Consider the following 20,816-nt stretch of genomic DNA (forward strand, 5'->3'; position numbering starts at 1 on the left):
AGAGTTGTCGCTGACGGCGCGGGCGATGCCGAAATCCATCACCTTGACCTGGCCATTCTGAGTGACCATGACATTGCCGGGCTTGATGTCGCGGTGCACGAGCAGCGCACGGTGGCTGTACTCGAGCGCCGTGAGCATACCGTCGGCGATGCGAACGGCCTCCTGCGGGGAGAGCGGGCCGTCGGCGATGATGTCCTTGAGCAGGCGCCCGTCGACGTACTCCATGACGATGAACGGCAGTTGCGTCTCGATGCCGTTGGCGTCGGTGACGGTCTCCTCGCCGGCGTCGTAGACGCGAACGATCGTCGGATGCGCCATACGGGCGGCCTTCTGGGCCTCCTCGCGGAACAGCAGCCTGAAGTTCGGGTCGATCGCAAGGGAGGGCTTCAGCAGCTTGATGGCGACGCGGCGCCCGAGGCGCGCATCCGTGCCCTCATGGACATCCGCCATGCCGCCGCGGCCGATGAGCTTGCCGACCTGATACCTACCAGCCAGGAGGCGAGCATCTTCAGTCACAGTTCATCTCCCGGATTAGGCCAACGAATAGCCAGTGTAATCGGTGTCTGCTGTACAGCCATATCGCCCTGCCGCCGTGAGACCAGCAGAGATGTCTACCGGATGCGTCACGCCGACGGTGCGGCCCCGCCCCCGCCATTGCCGTTGCCGTTTCCCGGGTCCGTGCTCGGCGGAGGAGACACAGGAGGTGTGACCGTGATCGTGACGGTGTCGGATGGCGGTGACTGGATGCCCGAGCACTCGGCCAGATAGCTGACGGTCACCGAGGTCACGCCGTCGTCGACGACGATCTCGGCGCTGTGCTGACCCTTGCCCAGCGGGTTTCCGGCGGTTGTGGTGGCCCCCGTCAACGAAAGCCGGTAGGCGGTGTGGTTGGTGCCCGGGGCGCAGCCCGTGTACGTCGGCCACGTGATCGTGACGGTGTCGCCCGGCTCCGCAGTCGACGACGAAGCGCTCGGCGCGGCCGGCTTCGCCGGGTCGGGGATCGGCGCGTAGATCGTCGCCGTGACCACACTGCCCGGGTCGAGACGGCCGGTCGGGTTGATCTTGTAGACCTTGCCGACACTGTCGGGGTCTGGCGCGGTGTTGCCCTCCACGACCTCGGCACGCAGATCGAGCAGGCCGAGCGCGTTGCGCACTTCCATCTCAGTCATGCCGAGATAGTCATCCTGCACGACCGCGACTTTGTTGTCGGCGCTCGGCGTCGTGCTCGGCTTCTGGCTCTGAGTCTGCGACGGCGGCGCAGAACTCTGCGACGGCTCGTCGCCCGGCGCGAACACGAGCGCCAGGATCACACCGATGAGGGCAACCAGCAGGATGCCGACGAGCGCGATGAGCGGCCACGTCCACGGATTGCGCGACTTGACCTCATCCGGCCCGTCCATCGCGGACATCGGCTGCGTCGCCGACAGGCCACCCGCAGCACCCAGACCACCGGCCGCGGACGGCAGAACGCGGGTGGCCGCACTCGTGTCGACGCCCGGCGTGATCAGGGTCGTGAACGCCTCGGCGCCTGCGACACCGGGAACGGCGGCCGTCGCACCCGCGACATCACCGCGACGCAGCGCCTGCGCGGCACGCGCGAGATGCGCCGACGAGGAGGGACGCTCGGCAGGGCTCTTCGCAATGCACGAGTAGACGAGATTGCGCACAGGCTCCGACACGGTCGCCGGAAGATCCGGCGGCTGCTCGTTGATCTGCGCCATCGCGATCGCCACCTGCGACTCACCCGTGAACGGGCGCCGCCCGGCGAGGGCCTCATAGGCGACGATGCCCAGCGAGTAGATGTCGGTGGTCGGGGAGGCCGGATGTCCGCTCGCCTGCTCAGGAGACAGATACTGCACCGTGCCCATCACCTGACCGGTCGCCGTCAGCGGAACCTGGTCGGCGATGCGGGCGATACCGAAGTCGGTGATCTTGACCCGGCCATCCGGAGTGATCAGGAGATTGCCGGGCTTGATGTCACGGTGCACGAGACCTGCGGCGTGAGCGGCGTGCAGCGCCGAAGCGGTCTGCGCGACGATGTCGAGCACGCGGTCGGTGGATAGGATCCGCTCGCGCTCCAGGATCGTGGAGAGCGCCTCACCGGGCACGAGCTCCATCACAAGGTAGGCGCTGCCATCCTCCTCGCCGTAGTCGAAGACGTTGGCGATGCCCTCATGGTTGACGAGCGCGGCATGGCGCGCCTCCGCGCGGAACCGCTCGAGGAAGCCCGGATCGCCCAGATACTCATCCTTGAGGATCTTGATGGCGACAGTGCGCCCGATGACGAGGTCAGTCGCCTGCCAGACCTCGCCCATGCCACCGATCGCCACCCGGCTCGACAGCTGGTAACGTCCACCGAAAGTGAGGCCACTTGTGGGTCTCATTTGCTCAGCACCGCCTCAAATACCTTCTTGGCGATCGGCGCGGCGACCTGGTTACCGAAACCGGAACCATTCTCGACGACGACTGCGATCGCGATCTGTGGATCGTTCGCGGGCGCGAAGCCAGTGAACCAGAGAGTGTTGGAAACACCTTCCGAATTCTGTGCTGTACCGGTCTTGCCGCCCACGTCGACTCCGTTCATTCTTGCACCACTCGCCGCACCATTGGCGACGTTGTTCACCATGAGTCCCGACATCGTCGCCGCCGTTGCGGAGGTGATCGGCTGGCTGAACACGGTCGGCTCCAGCGAGCTGATCACAGTGAGATCCGGGGCGATGATGCTGTCGACAAGCGTCGGCTGCATGAGAGCGCCGCCATTGGCGATCGCCGCCGTCGTCATCGCGATCTGCAGTGGCGTGACACGCACATCCTGCTGCCCGAAGGAGGAGAGCATCAGCTGCGGCGCATTCATCTCCGCCGGGAAGACACTCGGCGTCGCCGACATCGGCACATCGACCTTCTCGCCGTAACCGAACGCCTTCGCATACTCGGCGAGAGTGTCATGCCCCACTGCCGTGCCCAACTCGGCGAAAGGGATATTGCATGACAGGCGCAGGGCATCCGCAACACTCACCGTCTCACCGCCACCGCAGTTGCCGCCCTCGGCGTTCGTGATCACCGTGGAACTCAACGGCAGCTGAAGGGTGGGCGGGTTCGGCAGCTGACTCTCGGGCTCGAACTGACCGCTGTCGAGAGCCGCGGATGCCACAAGCAGCTTGAACACGGAACCCGGGTGATAGAGATTGCCCGAGATCGTGCGGTTGAACAGCGGGTTATCCGGAGCTGCGAGCAGCTGGTTGTACGCCGAGATCACCGCAGCCGTGTCGTGGCTGGCCAGAAGGTTCGGGTCGTACGACGGCTTCGAGACCATCGCCAGGATCGCACCCGTCTTGGGGTCGATCGCGATGACGGCACCGCGGTAATCGCCCAGCGCATCCGATGCCGCCTGCTGGATGGCGCTGTCGATGGTCAGCTCGACAGCGGCACCCTTCGGCGTCTGGCCCGTGAAGATCGCCGACACCTGATCGAGGAACTGCTCATTCGCCGTGCCCGAAAGGTAATCGTTGAGCGAACCCTCCACGCCGGTGTTGCCCTGATTGAGCGTGAAATAGCCGGTCACCGGCGCATACAGGGCAGGGTTCGCGTAGGAGCGCTGGAACTTGAAGTCATCATCGACAGGGGTCGACTGCGCAATGGGCGTGCCATCGACCAGCAGCGGCCCGCGCTCGGCGGAGAAGCTCGCAAACAGCGTGCGCACATTGCGAGGATCCGCCCGCAGATTGTCAGCCTGGAAGACGGTGATGACCGTGCCGGAACAGAACAGCGCCACGAACATGATCAGGACGACAGCACTCACCCGCTTGAGCTGCTTGTTCATGGGCCCACCACCAGCCTCGGTTGGCTGCGAATCGTGTCAGAGAGTCGCAACAGGAGCGCCGCGATGATCCAGTTCGCCACAAGCGAGGAACCACCCGCCGCCAGAAACGGCGTCGTCAGCCCCGTCAACGGGATCACGCGCGTGACGCCGCCGACAACAATGAAGACCTGAAGGGCCACCACGAAGCTGAGGCCGACGCCCAGAAGGCGACCGAAATCATCCTGCCCGGAGAAACCGATGCGGAAACCGCGCGAGACGAACAGCAGATAGAGGGCCAGGATCGCGAACAGGCCCGCCAGACCCAGCTCCTCGCCGAGAGCCGCGATGATGTAGTCGCTCTGCGAAAGCGGAACACGATCGGGGCTGCCGCCACCGAGACCCGTTCCGACGAGGCCGCCGTCAGCCAGACCGAACAGCCCCTGCACCAGCTGATAGCTGCCGCCGCCCGCATCGTAGACATCCTGATTGAACGGATCCAGCCAACCCTCGAAGCGGCCAGCGACATACCCGAGAGTCTGGCTGGCGACAAGCGCCCCGCCCAGGAACAACGCCAGACCCAGGATGACCCAACTCGCCCGCCCCGTCGCCACATAGATCATCACCAGGAACAGACCGAAATACAGCAGCGAGGTGCCGAGGTCGCGCTGGAAGATCAGCACCGCCATCGCCGCAGCCCAGATCACCAGGATCGGACCGAGATCTCTGGCACGCGGGAAGCGCATCCCCAGAAACCTTCTGCCCACCATCGACAGGCTGTCGCGGCTCTCCACGAGATAGCCGGCGAAGAACACGGCGAGGGCGATCTTGGCGAGCTCACCCGGCTGGAACGAGAAGCCGCCGATCTTGATCCACAGCTGCGCGCCGAACTCGGCATGGCCGATGACCGGCAGCATCGGCAGCAGAAGCAGCACGATGCCCGTGAACATGGCGATGTAGCGGTAGCGCTGCAGAACGCGGTGATTGCGGATGACCAGAATCACAGCCAGAGCGATGGCGATCGCCAGGCCCGTCCAGGCGATCTGGCGCACGCCCGCAGCATCCCAGCCCGCATCCCCGTTCGCGATGTCGATGCGGTAGATCTCGGCGATACCGAGGCCGTTGAGCACCGTGATCACCGGAAGGATGAGCGGATCGGCCTGCGGCGCCACGAAACGCAACGCCACATGCATCCCGAGCACCAGAATCGCCAGCAGGCCGCCCAGGATGATGACACTCTGGTCGATCTCGCCCGTCGCGCCCAACTGCACGAGCGCCATCGCGGCGCCGTTGATGCCGCACGCGACCAGGAGCAGCAGAAGCTCCACATTGCGCATCCGCGCGGGGGCGCGCTTCACCCGGATGGGGCCCGTGGGGGTGGTGTCTCCGGCCGTGCCCGTGGGCAGCGCGCCGGTCGCCGTCTGATCCGTAGCCGCCATGTCAGCCGGTACCGCCATCAAGACGCGTGATGATGCTGCGGGCGTCATCCAGATCGTCGGCGTTGATCGTGTCGACCACCCTCTGCTGTTCGAACATCGACAGCGAGTCCACCCGAATGCTCGTCTCCTCGAACACCTCATGCAGCGAGAGCGGGCCGATGCTCTGCTGCACACCCTTGTAGATGGCGACCGTGCTGCCGTTCGCGCCCACGTAGTAGCGGGTCTGGGTCCAGCGGTAGCCGACGACGAGAGCGGCGACGATGAGCGCAGCGATGAGGCCCACCGCGAGCAGCCAGGCGACCCTGCGGCGGGTGGCGCGGCGCTTGTCCTCCTGGATGAGCTCGCGCAGATACTCGTCGGATTCCGGCTCGAAATGGCTGTCCTCGTGCTGCGCGGCCTTCAACGGATGCAGCAGAAGCGTCGGCAGGCGAAGCGGCTTGTGCTCGGCGGTCGACTCGAAGGTGAGCGGCATCGCCGCAGAACCGACCGTCACCGGCGGGCTGGACGCCGAATCAGCCGTCGTGTCGACATCGACGATCACGATCGTCACATTGTCGGGAGCGCCCTGGTCGAGAGCCTCCCGCACCAGACGGTCCGCGGCATCCTTCGGCGACGGAACCGAGCGGAGCGCCGCCTCGATCTTGTCGTCGGAGACATAACTGCTGAGACCGTCGGAGCACAGCATCCACCGGTCGCCCGGCTCCGTCTCGACCACGGCAGTGTCGATCTCCGGGTTCGCATCGACATCGCCGAGCACGCGCATGAGAACGGAGCGACGCGGATGCACGGCCGCCTCCTCCTGCGTGATGCGGCCCGAATCGACCAGACGCTGCACGAAGGTGTGATCGACCGTGACCTGCTCGAGCGTGCCCCCGCGATACAGGTAGAGGCGGGAATCGCCGATATGCGCGATCGCGACATGATCGCCGACCCGCAGCAGCGCCGTCGCGGTCGTGCCCATGCCGGTGAGCTCCGGGTGGTCGAACACCGTCTCGGCGAGCAGGCCATTGGCCGACAGAAGCGCCGACTGCAGCGCGAACTCCGCATCATGGGCCGAAGCGAAAGGGCGATCGGCCTCGATGATGCGCTTCAACGCGATCGCGGAGGCGACATCGCCGCCCGCATGACCACCCATGCCGTCGGCGACGACGAAGAGCTGCCTGCCCGCATAACCAGAGTCCTGGTTGTTCGAGCGGATGCGCCCGACATGGGAGACGGCCGCACTCTTGATGGTTGTCGCCATGCCGCTACCGTCGCAGCTCGAAGCTGGTCGTGCCGATCTTCACCGGCGTGTTCAAGGGGATGGGGGTCGGGGCGGCCACACGGCGGCCATCAAGGAACGTGCCATTCGTGGAATCGAGATCCTGGATGACCCACTCATCGCCCCACAGCACCAGACGGGCGTGATGGGTGGAGGTGTAGTCGTCACGGATGACGAGGCCGCTCTCGCTGGACCTGCCGATCGTCAGCGGCTCGGAATGCAACTCCAACTCGAGGCCGGCCTTCGCACCCGACGTGATGACAAGCCTGCTGGCCGTGGCGGTCGTCGCAACAGGGCCGGATGCCGCCGACTGCGCCGCCACCGGACGCGGCGCAGAGAGAGGAGCGGTCGCCCCCGCGGCGGGAGCCGGCTCGGGGGTCGACTGCGGGGACACCGGCAGCTTGCGGACGCGATCGCCGAACAGATCCGAACGCAACGCGTAGACGATCGCGAACACGAAAGCCCACAGGAGCAGCAGAAAGCCGAACCTCAGCAGCAGGAGCGTCAACTCATCCATCTACCGGCCACTCCCCGGGTCATCACGTCGCCTCGGCGGAAGATGGGCGTGCTCATCAATGGACGCGGATTGGGCAAGCACCCGAAAGACGATACGGGTTCTGCCGATGTTAATCACGGAATCGGTGGGCAGCGGAGCCTTCGACACCCTCTGCCCGTTCAACTGCGACCCATTCGTGGAACCCAGGTCATTGACCTGCGCACGGCTGCCATCCCACAGAATCTCGACATGCTTGCGCGAGATGCTGCTGTCGTCGACCGTGACATCCGCATCGCTTCCCCGACCGATGACCGTGCGCGAGCGCGTGATCGGATGACGTTTGCCGTCGATGTCGAGAACAGGCGTCCAGGTGACGGCGCCGTTCACACTGTCGGAGTCGACACGCACCATGCCCTCACTCAGGGAGGAGTCATGCTGCAGCTCGATGGAGATGCCGCCCGTGAACTGGTAGCCCTGCGCGGTCGCATGCTGCTGCACCAGAGCAGTCAACTCGTCGACGAGAGCCGGGCCGAGCCCATGCATCCGCTCATAGTCGGCCGCGGAGAGGCGCACTGTGAAACGATTCGGCACAAGAATGCGGTCGCGTGCGACCACAGCCGCCTTCGTGTCGAGCTCACGGCGCAACGCATTCGTGATCTCGATCGGCTGCAGCCCGCTCTTGAAGGTCTTCGCGAAAGCGCCGTTCACTGCCCGCTCAAGACCGCGCTCGAAGCTGTCCAGTAATCCCACGGGTTTCCTTCTCTGTGTCTTCGCCAACGGTCGGGCCGCCGCCGTGGCTATGACGATGTTAGCCGTTGGGCCCGCATGGGAGCCCAAATCGCGGCCCAACCGGCGCAAACTACATCGGACGGATGACCTCGCGGGGCTGTGGTGGTGCGCGCTGCCAGTGGGCTCGCATCCGCTCGCCCGTGGTTATCGCATCGAGCCCGTGCTTATCGCGTCGAGTACGCCGATCGGATGCTCCGCGGGGTCGGGAAGGACCGATTGGCGTACTCGACGCCCACCTCGCCCGGACCCACTCGCGTGAGGTACGCCTATCGGATGCTCGGGGCGGGCAGGATGAGCCGATCGGCGTACTTCACAGCAGCAGGGGAGGGAGAGGGAACATCGACCCAGCCGCGCTGTGATAATCTCCCTTAGTCTGCGCTCACCGATTGACCGGTGGGAGAAGCACGCGCGAGTGGCGAAATTGGCAGACGCGCACGGTTCAGGTCCGTGTGCCCGTGAGGGCATGGGGGTTCAAGTCCCCCCTCGCGCACCACACGAAAGCCCCCGAGAGATCGGGGGCTTTTCGCTTTCCTGCGGCCCGCATCCCCGGCGTGGCTAATAGGTCAAAGAGTGGCTCGACGGCTGTGTTTCGTCGCGACGGCGGTGGAATGTTCCGCAGCCGTCGCGACGAAACACAGCCGTAGCGGGGTGCGGGAGACGTGGGCGCGTAACGCGGGGTCACCCTTGCCCGCTGCGACCCGCCGCGTCATAGCCTGAGTCGCGAACAGCAAGAAGATGCAGGGGAGTGCACATGAAGACCACCGTCGTCGCCGGAAACCCGAAGGCCGGCTCGCGCACCCTGCAGGCGGGCATCCTGCTGGCAGAGGCGCTCGCCGCGAAAACCAACTCCGGCGGGCCGTCAACAGAAGCCGAACCGCTGCAGCTCATCGACGTGATCGAACTCGGGCCCGGCCTGCTCGGATGGGAAGACGCGGCCGTGAAGGATGCCGTGGCCACCGCATCCGACAGCGACCTGCTGATCGTCGCCTCGCCCACCTTCAAAGCCAGCTACACGGGGGTGCTCAAACTGTTCCTCGACCAGTTCGACACCGGAACCGGGCTCGCCGGCGTCACGGCTGTCGCCCTCATGCTCGGCGCAGGGCCCACCCACGCGCTCGCGCCCGAACTGCTGCTCAAACCCGTGCTCGTCGAACTCGGAGCGACCACACCCGCACAAGGGCTGTACCTGAACGAGAAGACCTTCGCCGAGGAGGGTGCGCTCGAACCGTGGCTGGATCGGTGGGCGGATGTGGTGATTGCGTCGGCGGTTGCGGCAGGGGTTGCTCGCGGGTGAGGTTTCGAGACGCTCCTTCGTCGCTCCTCAACCCACCGGGTTTCGAGACGCTCCTTCGTCGCTCCTCAACCCACCGGGTTTCGAGACGGCGCTGGCGCGCCTCCTCAACCAGCCGAAACCTACCGCTGGTAGACATCCGGGATGCCGTCGGCGTTCTCGTCGATGGCCTCCTCCTCCTGGATGCGCCGGTAGTGGCGGTTGCGGATGCGCAGCACGACCGTCGCCAGCACGGCGGCCAGCACTGAGGCACACAGGATGCCCACCTTCGCGTGATCGTTCTCGAGGCCGTGCCCGAAGCTGAGCTCGGCCACCAGCAGTGACACGGTGAAGCCGATGCCGGCGAGCAGCGAGACGCCGAGCAGGTCGATCCAGCGCACATCGTCATCGAGCCGGGCCCGGGTGACCGTCGACAGCAGCCAGGTCGTGCCGAGGATGCCGATCGGTTTGCCCACGACGAGAGCGACGATGATGCCCAGCGTCACCGGATCCGACAGCGCCGACACGAAGCCGTCGACCCCGCCCACGGTCACGCCCGCCGCGAAGAACGCGAAGACCGGAACCGCGAAACCGGCCGACAGCGGGCGGAAGGCGTGCTCGAACTGCTCGGCGAGCCCCGGGCCGTCGGTGTCGCGCTCCGGGCTGTCGCGGTCGGCCCTGCGGTGCAGCACCGGAACGGTGAAGCCGAGCACGACGCCCGCGATCGTCGCATGCACCCCGGATGCGTGCAGCAGCGCCCACGCGATGGCGCCGATGGGCAGCAGGATCAGCCACGGAGCCCACGCATGCGCACCGAAGAAGCGGCGGAAGCGCTGCACCAGCACCGTGTACACGATCACAGGAACCAGCGTGAGCAGCAGCGGAGCCACCTGGATCTCGCTCGTGTAGAAGAAGGCGATGATGACGATCGCGATCAGGTCGTCAACAACGGCCAGCGTCAACAGGAAGATACGCAGCGCACTCGGCAGGTGCGAACCGATCACCGCCAGAACGGCGACGGCGAACGCGATATCGGTCGCCGTCGGCGTCGCCCAGCCGCGCAGCGCCTCCGGGTCGCCCCAGTTGATCGCCGCATAGATGAGGGCGGGCGCGGCGACGCCGCCGAACGCGGCCGCGACCGGCACGATCGCCTTAGACGGCTGGCGCAGGTCACCCGCCACGAACTCCTTCTTCAACTCCAGACCGACCAGGAAGAAGAAGATCGCCAGCAGCCCATCCGCAGCCCAGGTGCCGACGCTCAACTCCAGACCCCACGGGGCAAAACCGAAGGTGAAGTCGCGGGCCGCGAAATAGCTGTCGGCCAGCGGTGAGTTCGCCCAGACGATGGCGACGATCGCGGCGGCGACGAGCAGGCCGCCGCCGACGGTCTCCTTGCGGAGGATCTCGCCGATGCGGAGCGTCTCACCCCAACTCCTGCGGGCAAGAATGCGGGGAGGCTGCTGGGAGGACTTGCTGGTGGTGGGCATCCGGCTCCGTAGCTCAGGATCGAAATCTGGATCGACAAAAAAATGCCGACCAGACTTCCCGGCTCACCTCCGGAAAGCATACGCGCCGCGACGCATCCGGTGTCAACCCCGGTGCCACGCGCAGCGGGACGGAGTGAGAAGCCGGGCCGTGTGAAAGGATCGCGCAGGTGGGAACGGCGAGACTTGGTCTGCTGTCAGGCGGCCGCCGCGGGTGCCGTCGCGCGCATCCGGCCTCGAATGGCGAAGCCGAAGGCGAGCGCGACGAAGAACATGAGCACCCCGTACACGGCGGCGGGGAGGGACATCTCGACGCTGCCGAGCACGCTCTGCGCGATCACGATCGCGAGTGTCGCATTGTGGATGCCGATCTCGAAGCCGCTCGCGACGGACTGGGCGGGGCCCACCTTGAACAGGAGCGGCACGACGTAGCCGATCGTGAGGCTGAGGGCACAGAACAGCACCGTCACGAGGGCGAGGCTGCCGATGTGTTCGGCCAGGATCTCACGGTTCGACACGACGGCGCCGGCAATGACGACGGCCAGGATGATGATGGATGCGATGCGCACCGGCTTGTCCATGGCGTCGGCGAAGGAGGCGCGCCAGCGGCGGACGAGCATTCCGAGCACGACGGGCAGCAGCACGATCGCGAAGACCTCGAGTGTCTTGGAGAACTGCAGCCCGAGGACCTCTCCGCCGGGCGCGAAGAAACCGACCGCCAGGTTCGTGATGAGCGGCAGCGTGATGACGGCGATGACCGAGTTGATGGCGGTGAGACTGATGTTCAGGGCCACATCGCCGCGGAACAGGTGGCTGTAGAGGTTCGCCGTCGTGCCTCCGGGGGAGGCGGCGAGCAGCATCATGCCGACAGCCAGCAGGGGCGGCAGTTGGAACGCGAGCACCAGCCCGAAGCAGAGGGCCGGCAGCAGCAGGAGCTGGCAGACGAGGGCGATGACGACCGCCTTCGGATGCCTGCCGACCCTCGTGAAGTCACCGGGGGTGAGGCTGAGCCCCAGACCGAACATGATGATGCCGAGGGCGACGGGGAGCCCGATGGTCGTCAACGCTGAGTCCATCGCCACAGTGTGGCGGAACTCGCATGGTTCTCGCTACCCGCAGTTCAGGGGGCAGGATGCGTGGCCGCCGCGATGACGGTGTGCAGCGAGTCGCGCAGTGATTCGAGCTCGGAGAGCGGCAGCCCGAGCTCGGCGATGATTCTGCCCGGCACCTCGAGCGCCCGGGTGCGCAGCGCCACGCCGGCCGGGGTGAGTTCGATCGCGAGGGCGCGCTCGTCGTCGGCATTGCGGGCGCGTGTGACGAGACCGGCGGCTTCGAGCCGCTTGAGCAGCGGCGAGAGTGTGGCCGATTCGAGCATGAGGGAACCGCCGAGGTCGGCGAGGGTGCGCGGGCTGCTCTCCCACAGGGCGAGCATGACGAGGTATTGCGGATGCGTGAGGCCGAGCGGTTCGAGCACGGGCCGGTAGAGGGCGATGACGCTGCGGGATGCTGCGGCCAGCGCGTAGCAGACCTGTTGGTCGAGCTGCAGGAGGTCGGCGGTCGGGGAGCTCGTCATGAATCTATTCTATCCCCTAATCAATAGTGTGCTTATAATTAGTACACGAAGGAAAGGCATCATGGGATTCTCTGAGCTGATCGAGCGACTGAACGCACGACTGCGCCCCTACATCGGCTCCGCCCCGCTCGGCCCCTACAACGAGGCGCCGCTGCCCGCCGCCACGACACGGGCCTGCCCGCTGTGCGGCATCGCCATGTCGAAGCACGAGGTCGAACGCCGCGACGGCCGACCCACAAAGGTGCACTGCCCGACCACGCCGGCCGAATAGCGACGACCTCAGCCGAGCAGCAACGGCATGAGCTGCTCGGGGCTGTCGACGACATGCGCCGCGCCCTCCTGCTCCTCAGGTGAGCCGTACCCCCAGGTGACGAAGATCGTCGGGATGCCGTGAGCCGCGGCGCCCTCCACGTCATGCTTGCGGTCACCCACCATGACCGGCCTGCTCAGGTCGGCCCCGATCATCCGGAACCTGTTCAGCGCCTCGGCGATGACATCTTTCTTGGCACTGCGGATCTCATCGATCGATGACCCAGAGAGCACCCTGAAATACTGCGTCAGATTGGCGTGGTCGAGAATCACGGATGCGGGGAACTCCGGCTTCGAGGTCGCCAGCGACAACGGAACACCAGCCTCATGGATCGAGCGCAGCACGTGCGGCACGCCCGAGAACACAGGGCTGCCATTGGCGCCGTTGTCGAGATAGTGACGGCGGTAGATGGCGAGCGCCTGTACTGACTCGACCGGATCCATGCCGGCGAGATCGCGGAACGAGTCGAGGATCGGCGGGCCCACCCAGCGGAGCAGATCCTCCTGTGAGGGAACAGGCCGGCCCAGCTTCTCGAACATGTAGCCGAGCGACGCGGTGATGCCCGGCGCCGAGTCGGCGATCGTGCCGTCGAGGTCGAACAGTATGCAACTCCAGGGAGAACTCATCCCGACCAGCCTAGGCCAGCGCCGCGCGTAGCCGACGGCTCAGAAGAGCCGCAGGTGGCTGTCGTCCATGCCGCGCATGGCGTCATAGTCGAGCACGACGCAGCGGATGCCGCGGTCCTCGGCCAGTGTGCGCGCCTGCGGCTTGATCTCCTGGGCGGCGAAAACCCCGGCGACGGGTGCGAGCAGGGGGTCGCGGTTCATGAGCTCCAGGTAGCGGGTGAGCTGCTCGACACCGTCGATGTCTCCACGTCGCTTGATCTCGACGGCGACGCTGCCGCCCTGAGCATCCGTCGCCAGAATGTCGACAGGCCCGATCGCCGTCATGTACTCGCGGCGCACCAGCCGGTGGCCGTCGCCCAGCGTCTCGATCTGCTCGGCGAGCAGCTTCTGCAGGTGCGCCTCGACGCCGTCCTTCTGCAGGCCGGGATCGACACCGAGCTCGTGGATGCTGTCATGCAGGATCTCGTGGATGGAGATCACCAGCATGTCGGCCGTCTTCGCCTGGGTGACCTTCCAGATCTCGGCGACTCCCGCATCCGCCTGCTCCTGCTCAGGCTCAAGCGTCGACAGGCTGCACGGCGGGCTCATCCAGTTGAGCGGCTTGTAGCTGAGCGAATCGGAGTGCACGAGCACGCTGCCGTCGGCCTTCAGCAGCAACAGCCGCGTGGCGAGAGGCAGATGGGCGCTGAGGCGGCCCGCGTAATCGACGGAGCAGCGGGCAATGACAAGACGCACGGTGTCGAGCGTACCGGGCCGCGCGCCCTGCCTCCGCATGCTGGGCGTGCGGTGGGAAGGTGGCCACGGCGCCGATCGGCGGCGTAGTGTCGGCTGCACATCAGCGAATGACCACTCGACGAGGAGGAATCATGGGAAGCGTAGCCCGCGTCACCACCATCAACGCCCGGTCCGAGGAAAGTTTCGACGCCGCAGTGCGGCTCGGCATGGAGCGCGCCCAGCAGACGCTGCGCGGCGTCTCCGGAGGATGGGTCAAGGAGCAGAAGGTCGAAGCCAGCGACGGCAGGATCACCGCCTGGTCCGTCGTGCTGGAGGTCACCTTCATCCTCGAGGACTGAGCGCCCTCGCCCCTGACCGCCCGCGGGCGTACCCTCAGGCCTTCTTGGGCTCGCGGGCTGCGCCCGAAGCGATCCCGGCGACGATGATGAGCGCGAGAACCGGCAGCAGCGCGTTGAGCAGACCGAAGTGCTCGCCCAGGAAACCGATCATGGGCGGTCCGACGAGGAACGCGACGTAGCCGATCGTGGCCACGGCGCTCACTCGCGCCGTCGCCGTCCTCGGGTCGTCGGCCGCCGCGGACATTCCCGTCGGGAACCCGAGCGCGCTGCCGAGACCCCACAGCACGACACCGACCACGGCGATCCACACGACAGGCGAGTAGATCACCATCAGCAGGCCGACGATCGCGAGCACGGCCGATCCGCGCAACACGGGAACGCGGCCGTAGCGGTCGAGAACAGACACCCCGGCAAGGCGCCCCACCGTCATGGCGGTCACGAAGACGCCGAAGATGACCGCTCCGCTGGGCTTGTCGACGTGGTGGCCCTCGACCATGGTCAGGGCGAGCCAGTCGTTCGCGGAACCCTCAGCGAGCGCCATGCCAAGCACGATCAGGCCGATCGTCAGGGTGCGCGGGTCGGCCCAGATGGACAGCCGTTCGCGCCAGGTGCTGTGCCCGGCATCCGGGTTGGTGTCCTGCTCGATCGCGTTCTCCGACTGCAGGTATCGCACCGCCACCATGCTGGCGACGATGATCGCCGCCGAGACGACGGCGGCCTGCGCGAAGATGGGCACGCCGGCGAGCTCTGCGAGTGCGCCGATGCCCGCACCCAGCATGGTTCCGAAGCTGAAGAAGGCGTGGAACACGGGCATGATCGTGCGGCCGAGCACGCGCTCGTTGACCGCGCCGGAGAGGTTCATGGCCACATCACAGACGGCCATGCCCACACCGAACACGAGCAGTCCCGCGGAGACGATCGCGAAGTTCGGCAGGATGCTCACGCCGAAGCCGGCAAGGATGAGCCCCAGCGGGCCGATCGCGAGGCACCAGGTGATGATCTTTCTGGCACCGAAGCGCGCGATGATGTGACTCGATGCGACCAGGCCGACGATGGAACCCACGGCCAGGCTGAGGATGAGGATGCCCATCTCACCGGTCGAGATGCCGAGAGCAGCCTTGACGGCGGGTGTGCGGGCCATCCAGCTGGCAAGGCCGACGCCGCAGACGCCGAAGATGATGAAGATCGCATTGCGCCAGGCGACCACCTGTGAGCGGTCGAGCCCGCCGGGGTAGACGGGGGGTGTTGTCGCTGGCGACGTCATGGTGCTCCTGAAGGGATGGATGCGGGTGCTCGGGGCGACTCCCCGACGGGGGCGGATCCCAAAGAATATGTGGGTCGAATCGGTTCGATCGAATCGATTCGACTAAACTATCAAGTCATGACCGATGAGGCAAGAAACGAAACGCCCGCGCAGCGCCCCACGCTCGCGGCCGTCGCCGCGCTCGCCGGCGTCTCCCGCTCGACCGCATCCCTCGCCTTCAGCGGCTCAGGGCCCGTCGCCGCGACAACCCGCGAGAAGGTGATGGCCGCCGCCGCGACCCTCGGCTACGGCGGGCCCGACCCCATGGCGCGCTCGCTGCGCCGCGGCCGCTCCGGCATCGTCGGCGTCGTCGTCGAAGACCGCCTGCGCGACGCCTTCCGCGACCCCATGAACATCGCCATGCTCGACGGCCTCGCCGACGAGACCGGCACGATGGGCTCCGCCCTACTCCTCCTCACCGACACGGCGGAGGAGAACGCCCCCATCTCCACGGCGCCCATGGATGCTGTCGTGCTGGTCGGCTGCAGTACGCGACTCGACGCATCCGTCGAAGTCCTGCGGCAACGCGGCATCCCCATCGTCGCCATCGAGGCGGAGCCCATGGCCGGCGTGCTCGACGTGGCCCTCGACAACCAGGAGGCCAGCGCTGCGGGGGCGCGGCACCTGTTCGAGCTGGGGCACCGGGACGTCGCGGTCGTGACCCTGCCGCTCGGCGCGGCCCACGCATCCGGCCCCCTCATGCCCGACTGGGAGGAGCGGGCGACGGCGTTCACCGCCGCCGAGCGACTGCGCGGAGTGCTGAAGGTCTTTGCGTCGATCCGCGGATGGATGGCGCCGGCCAGCTCGACGGCATCCGGATACACGGCCGGGATCGCCCTGCTGACACAGCCCGAGGGCCGACCCACGGCCATCATCGCCCAGAGCGACCTGCTCGCGCTCGGCGTCATCCGCGCGGCCGAAGAGCTAGGGCTGAACGTGCCCGACGATGTGAGCGTGCTCGGCTTCGACGGCATCCGCACGGACGGCTACGGCACCGGCGAACTCACCACGCTCGTGCAGCCGGCCGTCGAGAAGGGTCGCGCCGCCGGTCGCGCCATCGCACGCCTGCTCGCCGGCGAGGAGCCGCCCGCCGTACAGCTGCGCAGCGCCCTGCGCATCGGAGCCACGACGGCCGCCCCGCGCCCGTAGTTTGTCGCGCCGCCGTCTGGCGATCTGATGTGGCGGGGGAGTCCGACACCGAGGTGCGAGGCGTTTTCGGCGGTGCGAGCCTGCCGCCGCGGGCTCGCACCGCCGAAAACGCCTCGGATGCGCGGGCGGAGGTGAGAGTCGACGCGACGGGCGGATGCGAGAGGGCCCGGATGCGAGAGGGCCCGGATGCGCGTGTCACCTCACCGGCACGAGCCCATGCCGCGCGAGGTAGGGGCCGAGCAGCCTCCTGTCGTCGAGGATGCGAGCCGGCGGTCTGGCGAAGTCGGTGACGACCCTGCGCATCCGGTCCTCCCTGTCTTTCTCCCGCAGGAGCAGCTCGTGCGGGGTGAGATCCTGCCGGTAGCGGCGGCCCGCACCATATTTGATCGCGCCGTCGACCTCGACGATGAGCCCCAGGTGGGGCCAGAAGAAGTCCGCGTAGCCGATGAGCCCCTCCTCGTCACGAAATTCGACCTGCAGTTCGGGAGCGGGCAGGCGTAGCGCGGCGCACTGCACCCGGAATCGGGACTCGCGGGGAGAGCCGCTCCGACCGTCGGCGAACTCGATCGCCCGGGATGCGCGCGCCGAGCCCCGGAACGACAGTCGCAGTCGCAGAAGATCGAGAAGTTCCTCCTTCGTCGGTGCCTCGACGCCCTCGCCGTACCTGAAGTCGCCCTTCTCGGGCGGCCGAAGCCCGTCGTCGATCGTGACGACGGCTCGCATGAAGTTGGTACTCGTGGCCATGTCGAGCAGGGTCCTGGTGAGGGACGTGACCGTGACCCCGTCGATCTCGACCGGGTGCGTGTCGAGGCCGAGCCCATGATGGCGGATGCCCACCCGGCTCGTTCCGCCGGGGCTCGGCTGCGTGAGGCGGTGCGCAGTCGACGGCCACGCGCCGAGGATCGGCAGCCGCCAGAGAGCGGCGGCCGATTCGTGGCTGAACTGCGCGCCGAAGGGAGAGACCGCGGCGGCGGCTCGAACGAAGAGGCGGTGGCGGACATCGCCAGCGAGCCGCGCCCACGCAGTGGCGCTGGTGTACACGCCGGGCCGGAGCCTCAGCAGCTCACCGCGCTCGAATCGTGCCCGGAGCTCGCGGTCTGTTCCGAGCATCCGGGCTTCTCTGCTGAGGTAAAGCGGGGCATCCATGCGTGAATGCTCACGGATGCGCCCGGCCAGGACGCAGGGGAGGGTGCGATCAGTGGGATCCGCGCGATATCGCCCCGTGTTGGGGAGTGCTGCTCGACCGCCCGGGGTGCGAGGCACTTTCGGCGGTTCGAGCCCACGACGGCGGGCTCAGACCCCCGAAAACGCCTCAGGTGCGATGGATGCGACAAGTGGGGGAGAGAGACAAGCCGTCGGACGGATGCGAGGGTGTCGGCCCCGCGGTGACTGCCGCGTGGCATCCGAGGCGCTTTCGGCGATTCGAGCCCACCATGGCAGCCTCAGGCCACCGAAAACGCCTCGCAACGGGGGAGGGGCGGCGGCTAGGCCGAGCCCGTCACGATCCAGCGGGTGCCACGCGCCCGCAGCCCCAGGGTCACCGCTCGCGCCCCCATGTAGCCGAAGCCGAAGGCCAGCCACAGCCACGGCAGCGCAGGTTCGGGCCGCGCCGCCGCGACCCACCACAGCAGCGGCAGGTACACGAGCACGTTGATGATGCCGCTCAGCGCGAGATAGCGCGCATCCCCGGCGCCGATCAGCACGCCGTCGAGCACGAAGACGTACCCGGCCAGCGGAACCCCCAGCGCCATCAGCCACAGCACCGGTGTGAGCTGGGCGTGGATGGCCGGGTCGCCCGTGAAGACGGGCCCCACGACGGGTGCGAGGAGTGCGACGAGTGCGCCGATCGCGACCCCCGAGAGCAGCCCGTGGCCGATGAGTCGCCGCGTGACGGCCGTCACCCTGGGCACCTCGGATGCGCCGAGGCCGTGCCCGATGAGCGCCTGGCCGGCGATGGCGAGGGCGTCGAGGATGAATGCGAGAGTGAAGAACAGGCTCATCACGATCTGCATGGTCGCCAGCTCGGTCACGCCGAAGCCCGTGGCGACGAACACGGTCGCCAGCAGGGCGGCCCGCAGCGATGCCGTGCGCAGCAGCAGCCACAGACCGGAGCCCGCCGCGCTTCCGACCCCGCGCAGCCCGGGCCGAAGGGTGGTCTTCTCGCGGCGGGCGCTGCGCACGGCCATCACGATGTACACGGCGGCCATGCCCCACTGGGCGATGACGGTTCCGATGGCCGAGCCGGCCACGCCGAGGCCCAGCCCGTAGATGAACAGCCAGTTGAGGGCGGCGTTCGCGCCGAAGCCGACGGTGGCGACGACGAGTGGTGTCGTCGTGTCCTGCAGGCCGCGCAGCAGCCCGGTTGCGGCGATCACGAGCAGCATGGCGGGCAGGCCCCACAGCGAGATCGACAGGTAGGTTCCTGCTGCGGCGCTCACCGCATCCGTCGCCCCGAAGAGTGAGACGAGCCAGTCGGATGTCGGCAGGCCGGCCACGACGAGGGCGGCACCGATCAGCGCCGCCAGCCACATTCCGTCGATGCCTGCTCGGATGGCGCCCGGCCGGTCGCCCGCCCCGAGGCGTCGTGCCACGGCCGGCGTTGTCGCGTATGCGAGGAAGATGAGCAGGCCGACGACCGTCTGCAGTATTGCGCCGGCGATGCCCAGGCCGCCCAGCGCATCCGCCCCCAGATGGCCGACCATGGCCGTGTCGAGCAGCAGGAATGCGGGCTCGGCGACGAGTGCCCCGAGCGCGGGCACGGCGAGCCGCAGGATGTCGCGGTCGAGCTGCTTCTTGTCTATGCCGAAAGCCTACTGAGCGATGCGATGGCGGCGACGCGCACGCGGTGACCGTGTGCGGGTTCTGTGTCGTTGTGCGTGGCAGGGCACGCACAACGACACAGAACCCGCACAACGTCACACTGTGGCGGGGCGGATGCTACGCGTCGATGCCGCGCAGCCTGCCGATGACATCCATCAGGTGGTAGACGACGAGCGCTGCGACGGTGCCCAGGATGATGCCCGAGAACTCGGCCTGCCCGATGGAGAACACGAAGGGGGCGACGGCGACGATGATGGCGATGCCGGCGGTGAACTGGTTCTTCGCCTTGCTGAAGTCGACCTTGTTCTCGACCCAGATGCGCACACCGATGATGCCGATGAGCCCGTACAGCGCGGTGGTGACGCCGCCGAGCACGCCCGGCGGGATGGTGAAGATGATGGCGCCGATCTTGGGGGAGAGGCCCAGGATGATCGCGGCGATTCCGGCGACCCAGTAGGCGGCGGTCGAGAAGACGCGGGTGGCGGACATGACGCCGATGTTCTCGCCGTAGGTGGTCGTGGGGGAGCCGCCGCCGATTCCGGCGATGACGGTCGCGAGGCCGTCGGCGAACAGAGCACGCCCGGTGAGCGGGTCGAGGTCGCGGCTGGTGAGCTGCCCGACTCCCTTCACATGTCCGACGTTCTCGGCGACGAGCGCGAGCACGACGGGCAGGAACATGAGGTAGATGGGCAGGTGGGCGAGGCTGAACGTGGGGGTGATGAATTCGGGGAAGCCGATCCAGGCGGCCTCCTCGACGGCCTTGAGCGCTCCCGGGTCGAGTTCGCCGGAGACGGCGGCGACGATGTAGCCGACGACGACGCCGATGAGGATGGAGAGGCGGCCGATCATGCCCTTGAACAGCACTGTCACGAGGATCACGGCGAGGAGGGTAATGAGTGCGGTCAGCGGGGCGAGCAGGAAGTTGTTCTTCGCTGCGGGCGCCAGGTTGAAGCCGATGAGTGCGACGATCGCGCCCGAGACGACGGGCGGCATGAGCAGGTTGATCCAGCGGGTGCCGGCGAGGTGCACGATGACGCCGACGATGGCGAGCAGCGCGCCCACGATGACGACGCCGGCGAGCGCGACTCCTTTGCCCTCGGATGCGACGGCGGCGGTGATCGGGGCGATGAACGCGAACGATGACCCCAGATAGCTGGGCAGCCGGTTCTGCGTGATGAGCAGGAAGAGCAGCGTACCGATTCCCGAGAACAGCAGTGTTGTGGCGGGCGAGAAGCCGGTGAGCACGGGCACGAGGAAGGTGGCGCCGAACATGGCGACGACGTGTTGGCCGCCGAAGCCGATCGTGCGCGGCCAGCTGAGCCGCTCCTCGGGCAGGACGATCTCGGATGCGGCGACATTCTTTCCGTCGCCGTGCAGCTTCCAGGGCAGCGCCATTTCTCTCCTCGTGTTGTGCGACCCCGGGGCCG

At 67.3% G+C, this 20,816-nt stretch carries 20 protein-coding genes and 1 tRNA gene; 5 read left to right on the forward strand and 16 right to left on the reverse strand.

The window, feature by feature from the left end; all coding sequences use genetic code 11:
• The 7 genes from FB562_RS13265 to FB562_RS13295 form a co-directional block, all read right to left on the reverse strand.
• The coding region (locus FB562_RS13265; protein WP_141881778.1) for a protein kinase domain-containing protein at window positions 1-516 on the reverse strand (516 nt) is incomplete at its 3' end.
• Between the two features lie 107 nt (window positions 517-623).
• Window positions 624-2,384, reverse strand: a complete 1,761-nt coding sequence (locus tag FB562_RS13270; RefSeq protein WP_141881779.1) for a protein kinase domain-containing protein — start codon at window positions 2,382-2,384, stop codon at window positions 624-626.
• Window positions 2,381-3,820, reverse strand: coding sequence for a peptidoglycan D,D-transpeptidase FtsI family protein (locus tag FB562_RS13275; RefSeq protein WP_141881780.1), 1,440 nt, complete (start codon window positions 3,818-3,820; stop codon window positions 2,381-2,383). Before FB562_RS13275 ends, FB562_RS13270 begins: the two co-directional genes overlap by 4 nt.
• Entirely contained in the window at window positions 3,817-5,253 is a 1,437-nt protein-coding gene (locus FB562_RS13280; protein WP_425459836.1) for an FtsW/RodA/SpoVE family cell cycle protein, read from the reverse strand. Before FB562_RS13280 ends, FB562_RS13275 begins: the two co-directional genes overlap by 4 nt.
• Window positions 5,237-6,478 carry a PP2C family protein-serine/threonine phosphatase gene (locus FB562_RS13285; protein ID WP_141881782.1) on the reverse strand — a complete coding sequence of 414 codons (1,242 nt, stop codon included), beginning with the start codon at window positions 6,476-6,478 and terminating at the stop codon, window positions 5,237-5,239. The genes FB562_RS13280 and FB562_RS13285 overlap by 17 nt, the downstream gene beginning before the upstream one ends.
• A 4-nt stretch (window positions 6,479-6,482) precedes the next feature.
• A complete protein-coding gene (locus FB562_RS13290; RefSeq protein ID WP_141881783.1) occupies window positions 6,483-7,013 on the reverse strand; it encodes an FHA domain-containing protein FhaB/FipA in 531 nt (176 codons plus the stop codon).
• A complete protein-coding gene (locus FB562_RS13295) occupies window positions 7,014-7,742 on the reverse strand; it encodes an FHA domain-containing protein (RefSeq protein ID WP_141881784.1) in 729 nt (242 codons plus the stop codon).
• Window positions 7,743-8,187: 445 nt separating this feature from the next.
• On the opposite strand from FB562_RS13295, the gene FB562_RS13300 reads away from it, so the two are divergent.
• Window positions 8,188-8,274 (forward strand) — tRNA-Leu (locus tag FB562_RS13300).
• 258 nt (window positions 8,275-8,532) lie between these two features.
• Window positions 8,533-9,075 (forward strand): NADPH-dependent FMN reductase, encoded by a 543-nt coding sequence (locus FB562_RS13305; RefSeq protein WP_141881785.1) that lies wholly within the window; start codon window positions 8,533-8,535, stop codon window positions 9,073-9,075.
• A gap of 119 nt (window positions 9,076-9,194) precedes the next feature.
• On the opposite strand, the gene nhaA is transcribed toward FB562_RS13305, so the two are convergent.
• The 3 genes from nhaA to FB562_RS13320 form a co-directional block, all read right to left on the reverse strand.
• Window positions 9,195-10,538, reverse strand: a complete 1,344-nt coding sequence (nhaA, locus tag FB562_RS13310; RefSeq protein WP_141881786.1) for a Na+/H+ antiporter NhaA — start codon at window positions 10,536-10,538, stop codon at window positions 9,195-9,197.
• A gap of 194 nt (window positions 10,539-10,732) precedes the next feature.
• Window positions 10,733-11,611, reverse strand: coding sequence for a bile acid:sodium symporter family protein (locus FB562_RS13315; protein WP_141881787.1), 879 nt, complete (start codon window positions 11,609-11,611; stop codon window positions 10,733-10,735).
• 44 nt (window positions 11,612-11,655) lie between these two features.
• Complete coding sequence (locus tag FB562_RS13320; RefSeq protein WP_141881788.1) at window positions 11,656-12,108, reverse strand: MarR family winged helix-turn-helix transcriptional regulator; 453 nt, start codon at window positions 12,106-12,108, stop codon at window positions 11,656-11,658.
• 61 nt (window positions 12,109-12,169) lie between these two features.
• On the opposite strand from FB562_RS13320, the gene FB562_RS13325 reads away from it, so the two are divergent.
• Entirely contained in the window at window positions 12,170-12,379 is a 210-nt protein-coding gene (locus tag FB562_RS13325) for a hypothetical protein (protein ID WP_141881789.1), read from the forward strand.
• An 8-nt stretch (window positions 12,380-12,387) separates the two neighbouring features.
• Here FB562_RS13325 and FB562_RS13330 read toward each other — a convergent pair whose 3' ends face one another.
• Together FB562_RS13330 and nucS are read right to left on the reverse strand one after the other, a co-directional pair.
• Window positions 12,388-13,044, reverse strand: coding sequence for an HAD hydrolase-like protein (locus tag FB562_RS13330; RefSeq protein WP_141881790.1), 657 nt, complete (start codon window positions 13,042-13,044; stop codon window positions 12,388-12,390).
• A 39-nt stretch (window positions 13,045-13,083) separates the two neighbouring features.
• Window positions 13,084-13,779 carry an endonuclease NucS gene (gene nucS, locus FB562_RS13335; protein ID WP_141881791.1) on the reverse strand — a complete coding sequence of 232 codons (696 nt, stop codon included), beginning with the start codon at window positions 13,777-13,779 and terminating at the stop codon, window positions 13,084-13,086.
• A gap of 131 nt (window positions 13,780-13,910) precedes the next feature.
• Here nucS and FB562_RS13340 point away from each other — a divergent pair, with 131 nt between their 5' ends.
• Window positions 13,911-14,117, forward strand: a complete 207-nt coding sequence (locus FB562_RS13340) for a dodecin family protein (RefSeq protein WP_141881792.1) — start codon at window positions 13,911-13,913, stop codon at window positions 14,115-14,117.
• Window positions 14,118-14,151: 34 nt separating this feature from the next.
• Here the strand turns inward: FB562_RS13340 and FB562_RS13345 are convergent, their stop codons facing one another.
• Entirely contained in the window at window positions 14,152-15,381 is a 1,230-nt protein-coding gene (locus FB562_RS13345; RefSeq protein ID WP_141881793.1) for an MFS transporter, read from the reverse strand.
• 117 nt (window positions 15,382-15,498) lie between these two features.
• Between FB562_RS13345 and FB562_RS13350 the strand changes: the two genes are divergently transcribed.
• Window positions 15,499-16,569, forward strand: coding sequence for a LacI family DNA-binding transcriptional regulator (locus FB562_RS13350; RefSeq protein WP_141881794.1), 1,071 nt, complete (start codon window positions 15,499-15,501; stop codon window positions 16,567-16,569).
• A 195-nt stretch (window positions 16,570-16,764) separates the two neighbouring features.
• Here the strand turns inward: FB562_RS13350 and FB562_RS13355 are convergent, their stop codons facing one another.
• From FB562_RS13355 to FB562_RS13365, 3 genes are all read right to left on the reverse strand, one after another.
• Window positions 16,765-17,715 (reverse strand): hypothetical protein, encoded by a 951-nt coding sequence (locus FB562_RS13355; protein WP_141881795.1) that lies wholly within the window; start codon window positions 17,713-17,715, stop codon window positions 16,765-16,767.
• A gap of 338 nt (window positions 17,716-18,053) precedes the next feature.
• Window positions 18,054-19,328 (reverse strand): MATE family efflux transporter, encoded by a 1,275-nt coding sequence (locus FB562_RS13360; RefSeq protein WP_141881796.1) that lies wholly within the window; start codon window positions 19,326-19,328, stop codon window positions 18,054-18,056.
• A 178-nt stretch (window positions 19,329-19,506) separates the two neighbouring features.
• Window positions 19,507-20,784: a uracil-xanthine permease family protein gene (locus tag FB562_RS13365; RefSeq protein WP_141881797.1), complete on the reverse strand. Its 1,278-nt coding sequence runs from the start codon at window positions 20,782-20,784 to the stop codon at window positions 19,507-19,509.
• Window positions 20,785-20,816 lie beyond the last annotated feature (32 nt).

It is taken from the genome of Homoserinimonas aerilata (assembly GCF_006716125.1).
Lineage (GTDB): Bacteria > Actinomycetota > Actinomycetes > Actinomycetales > Microbacteriaceae > Homoserinimonas > Homoserinimonas aerilata.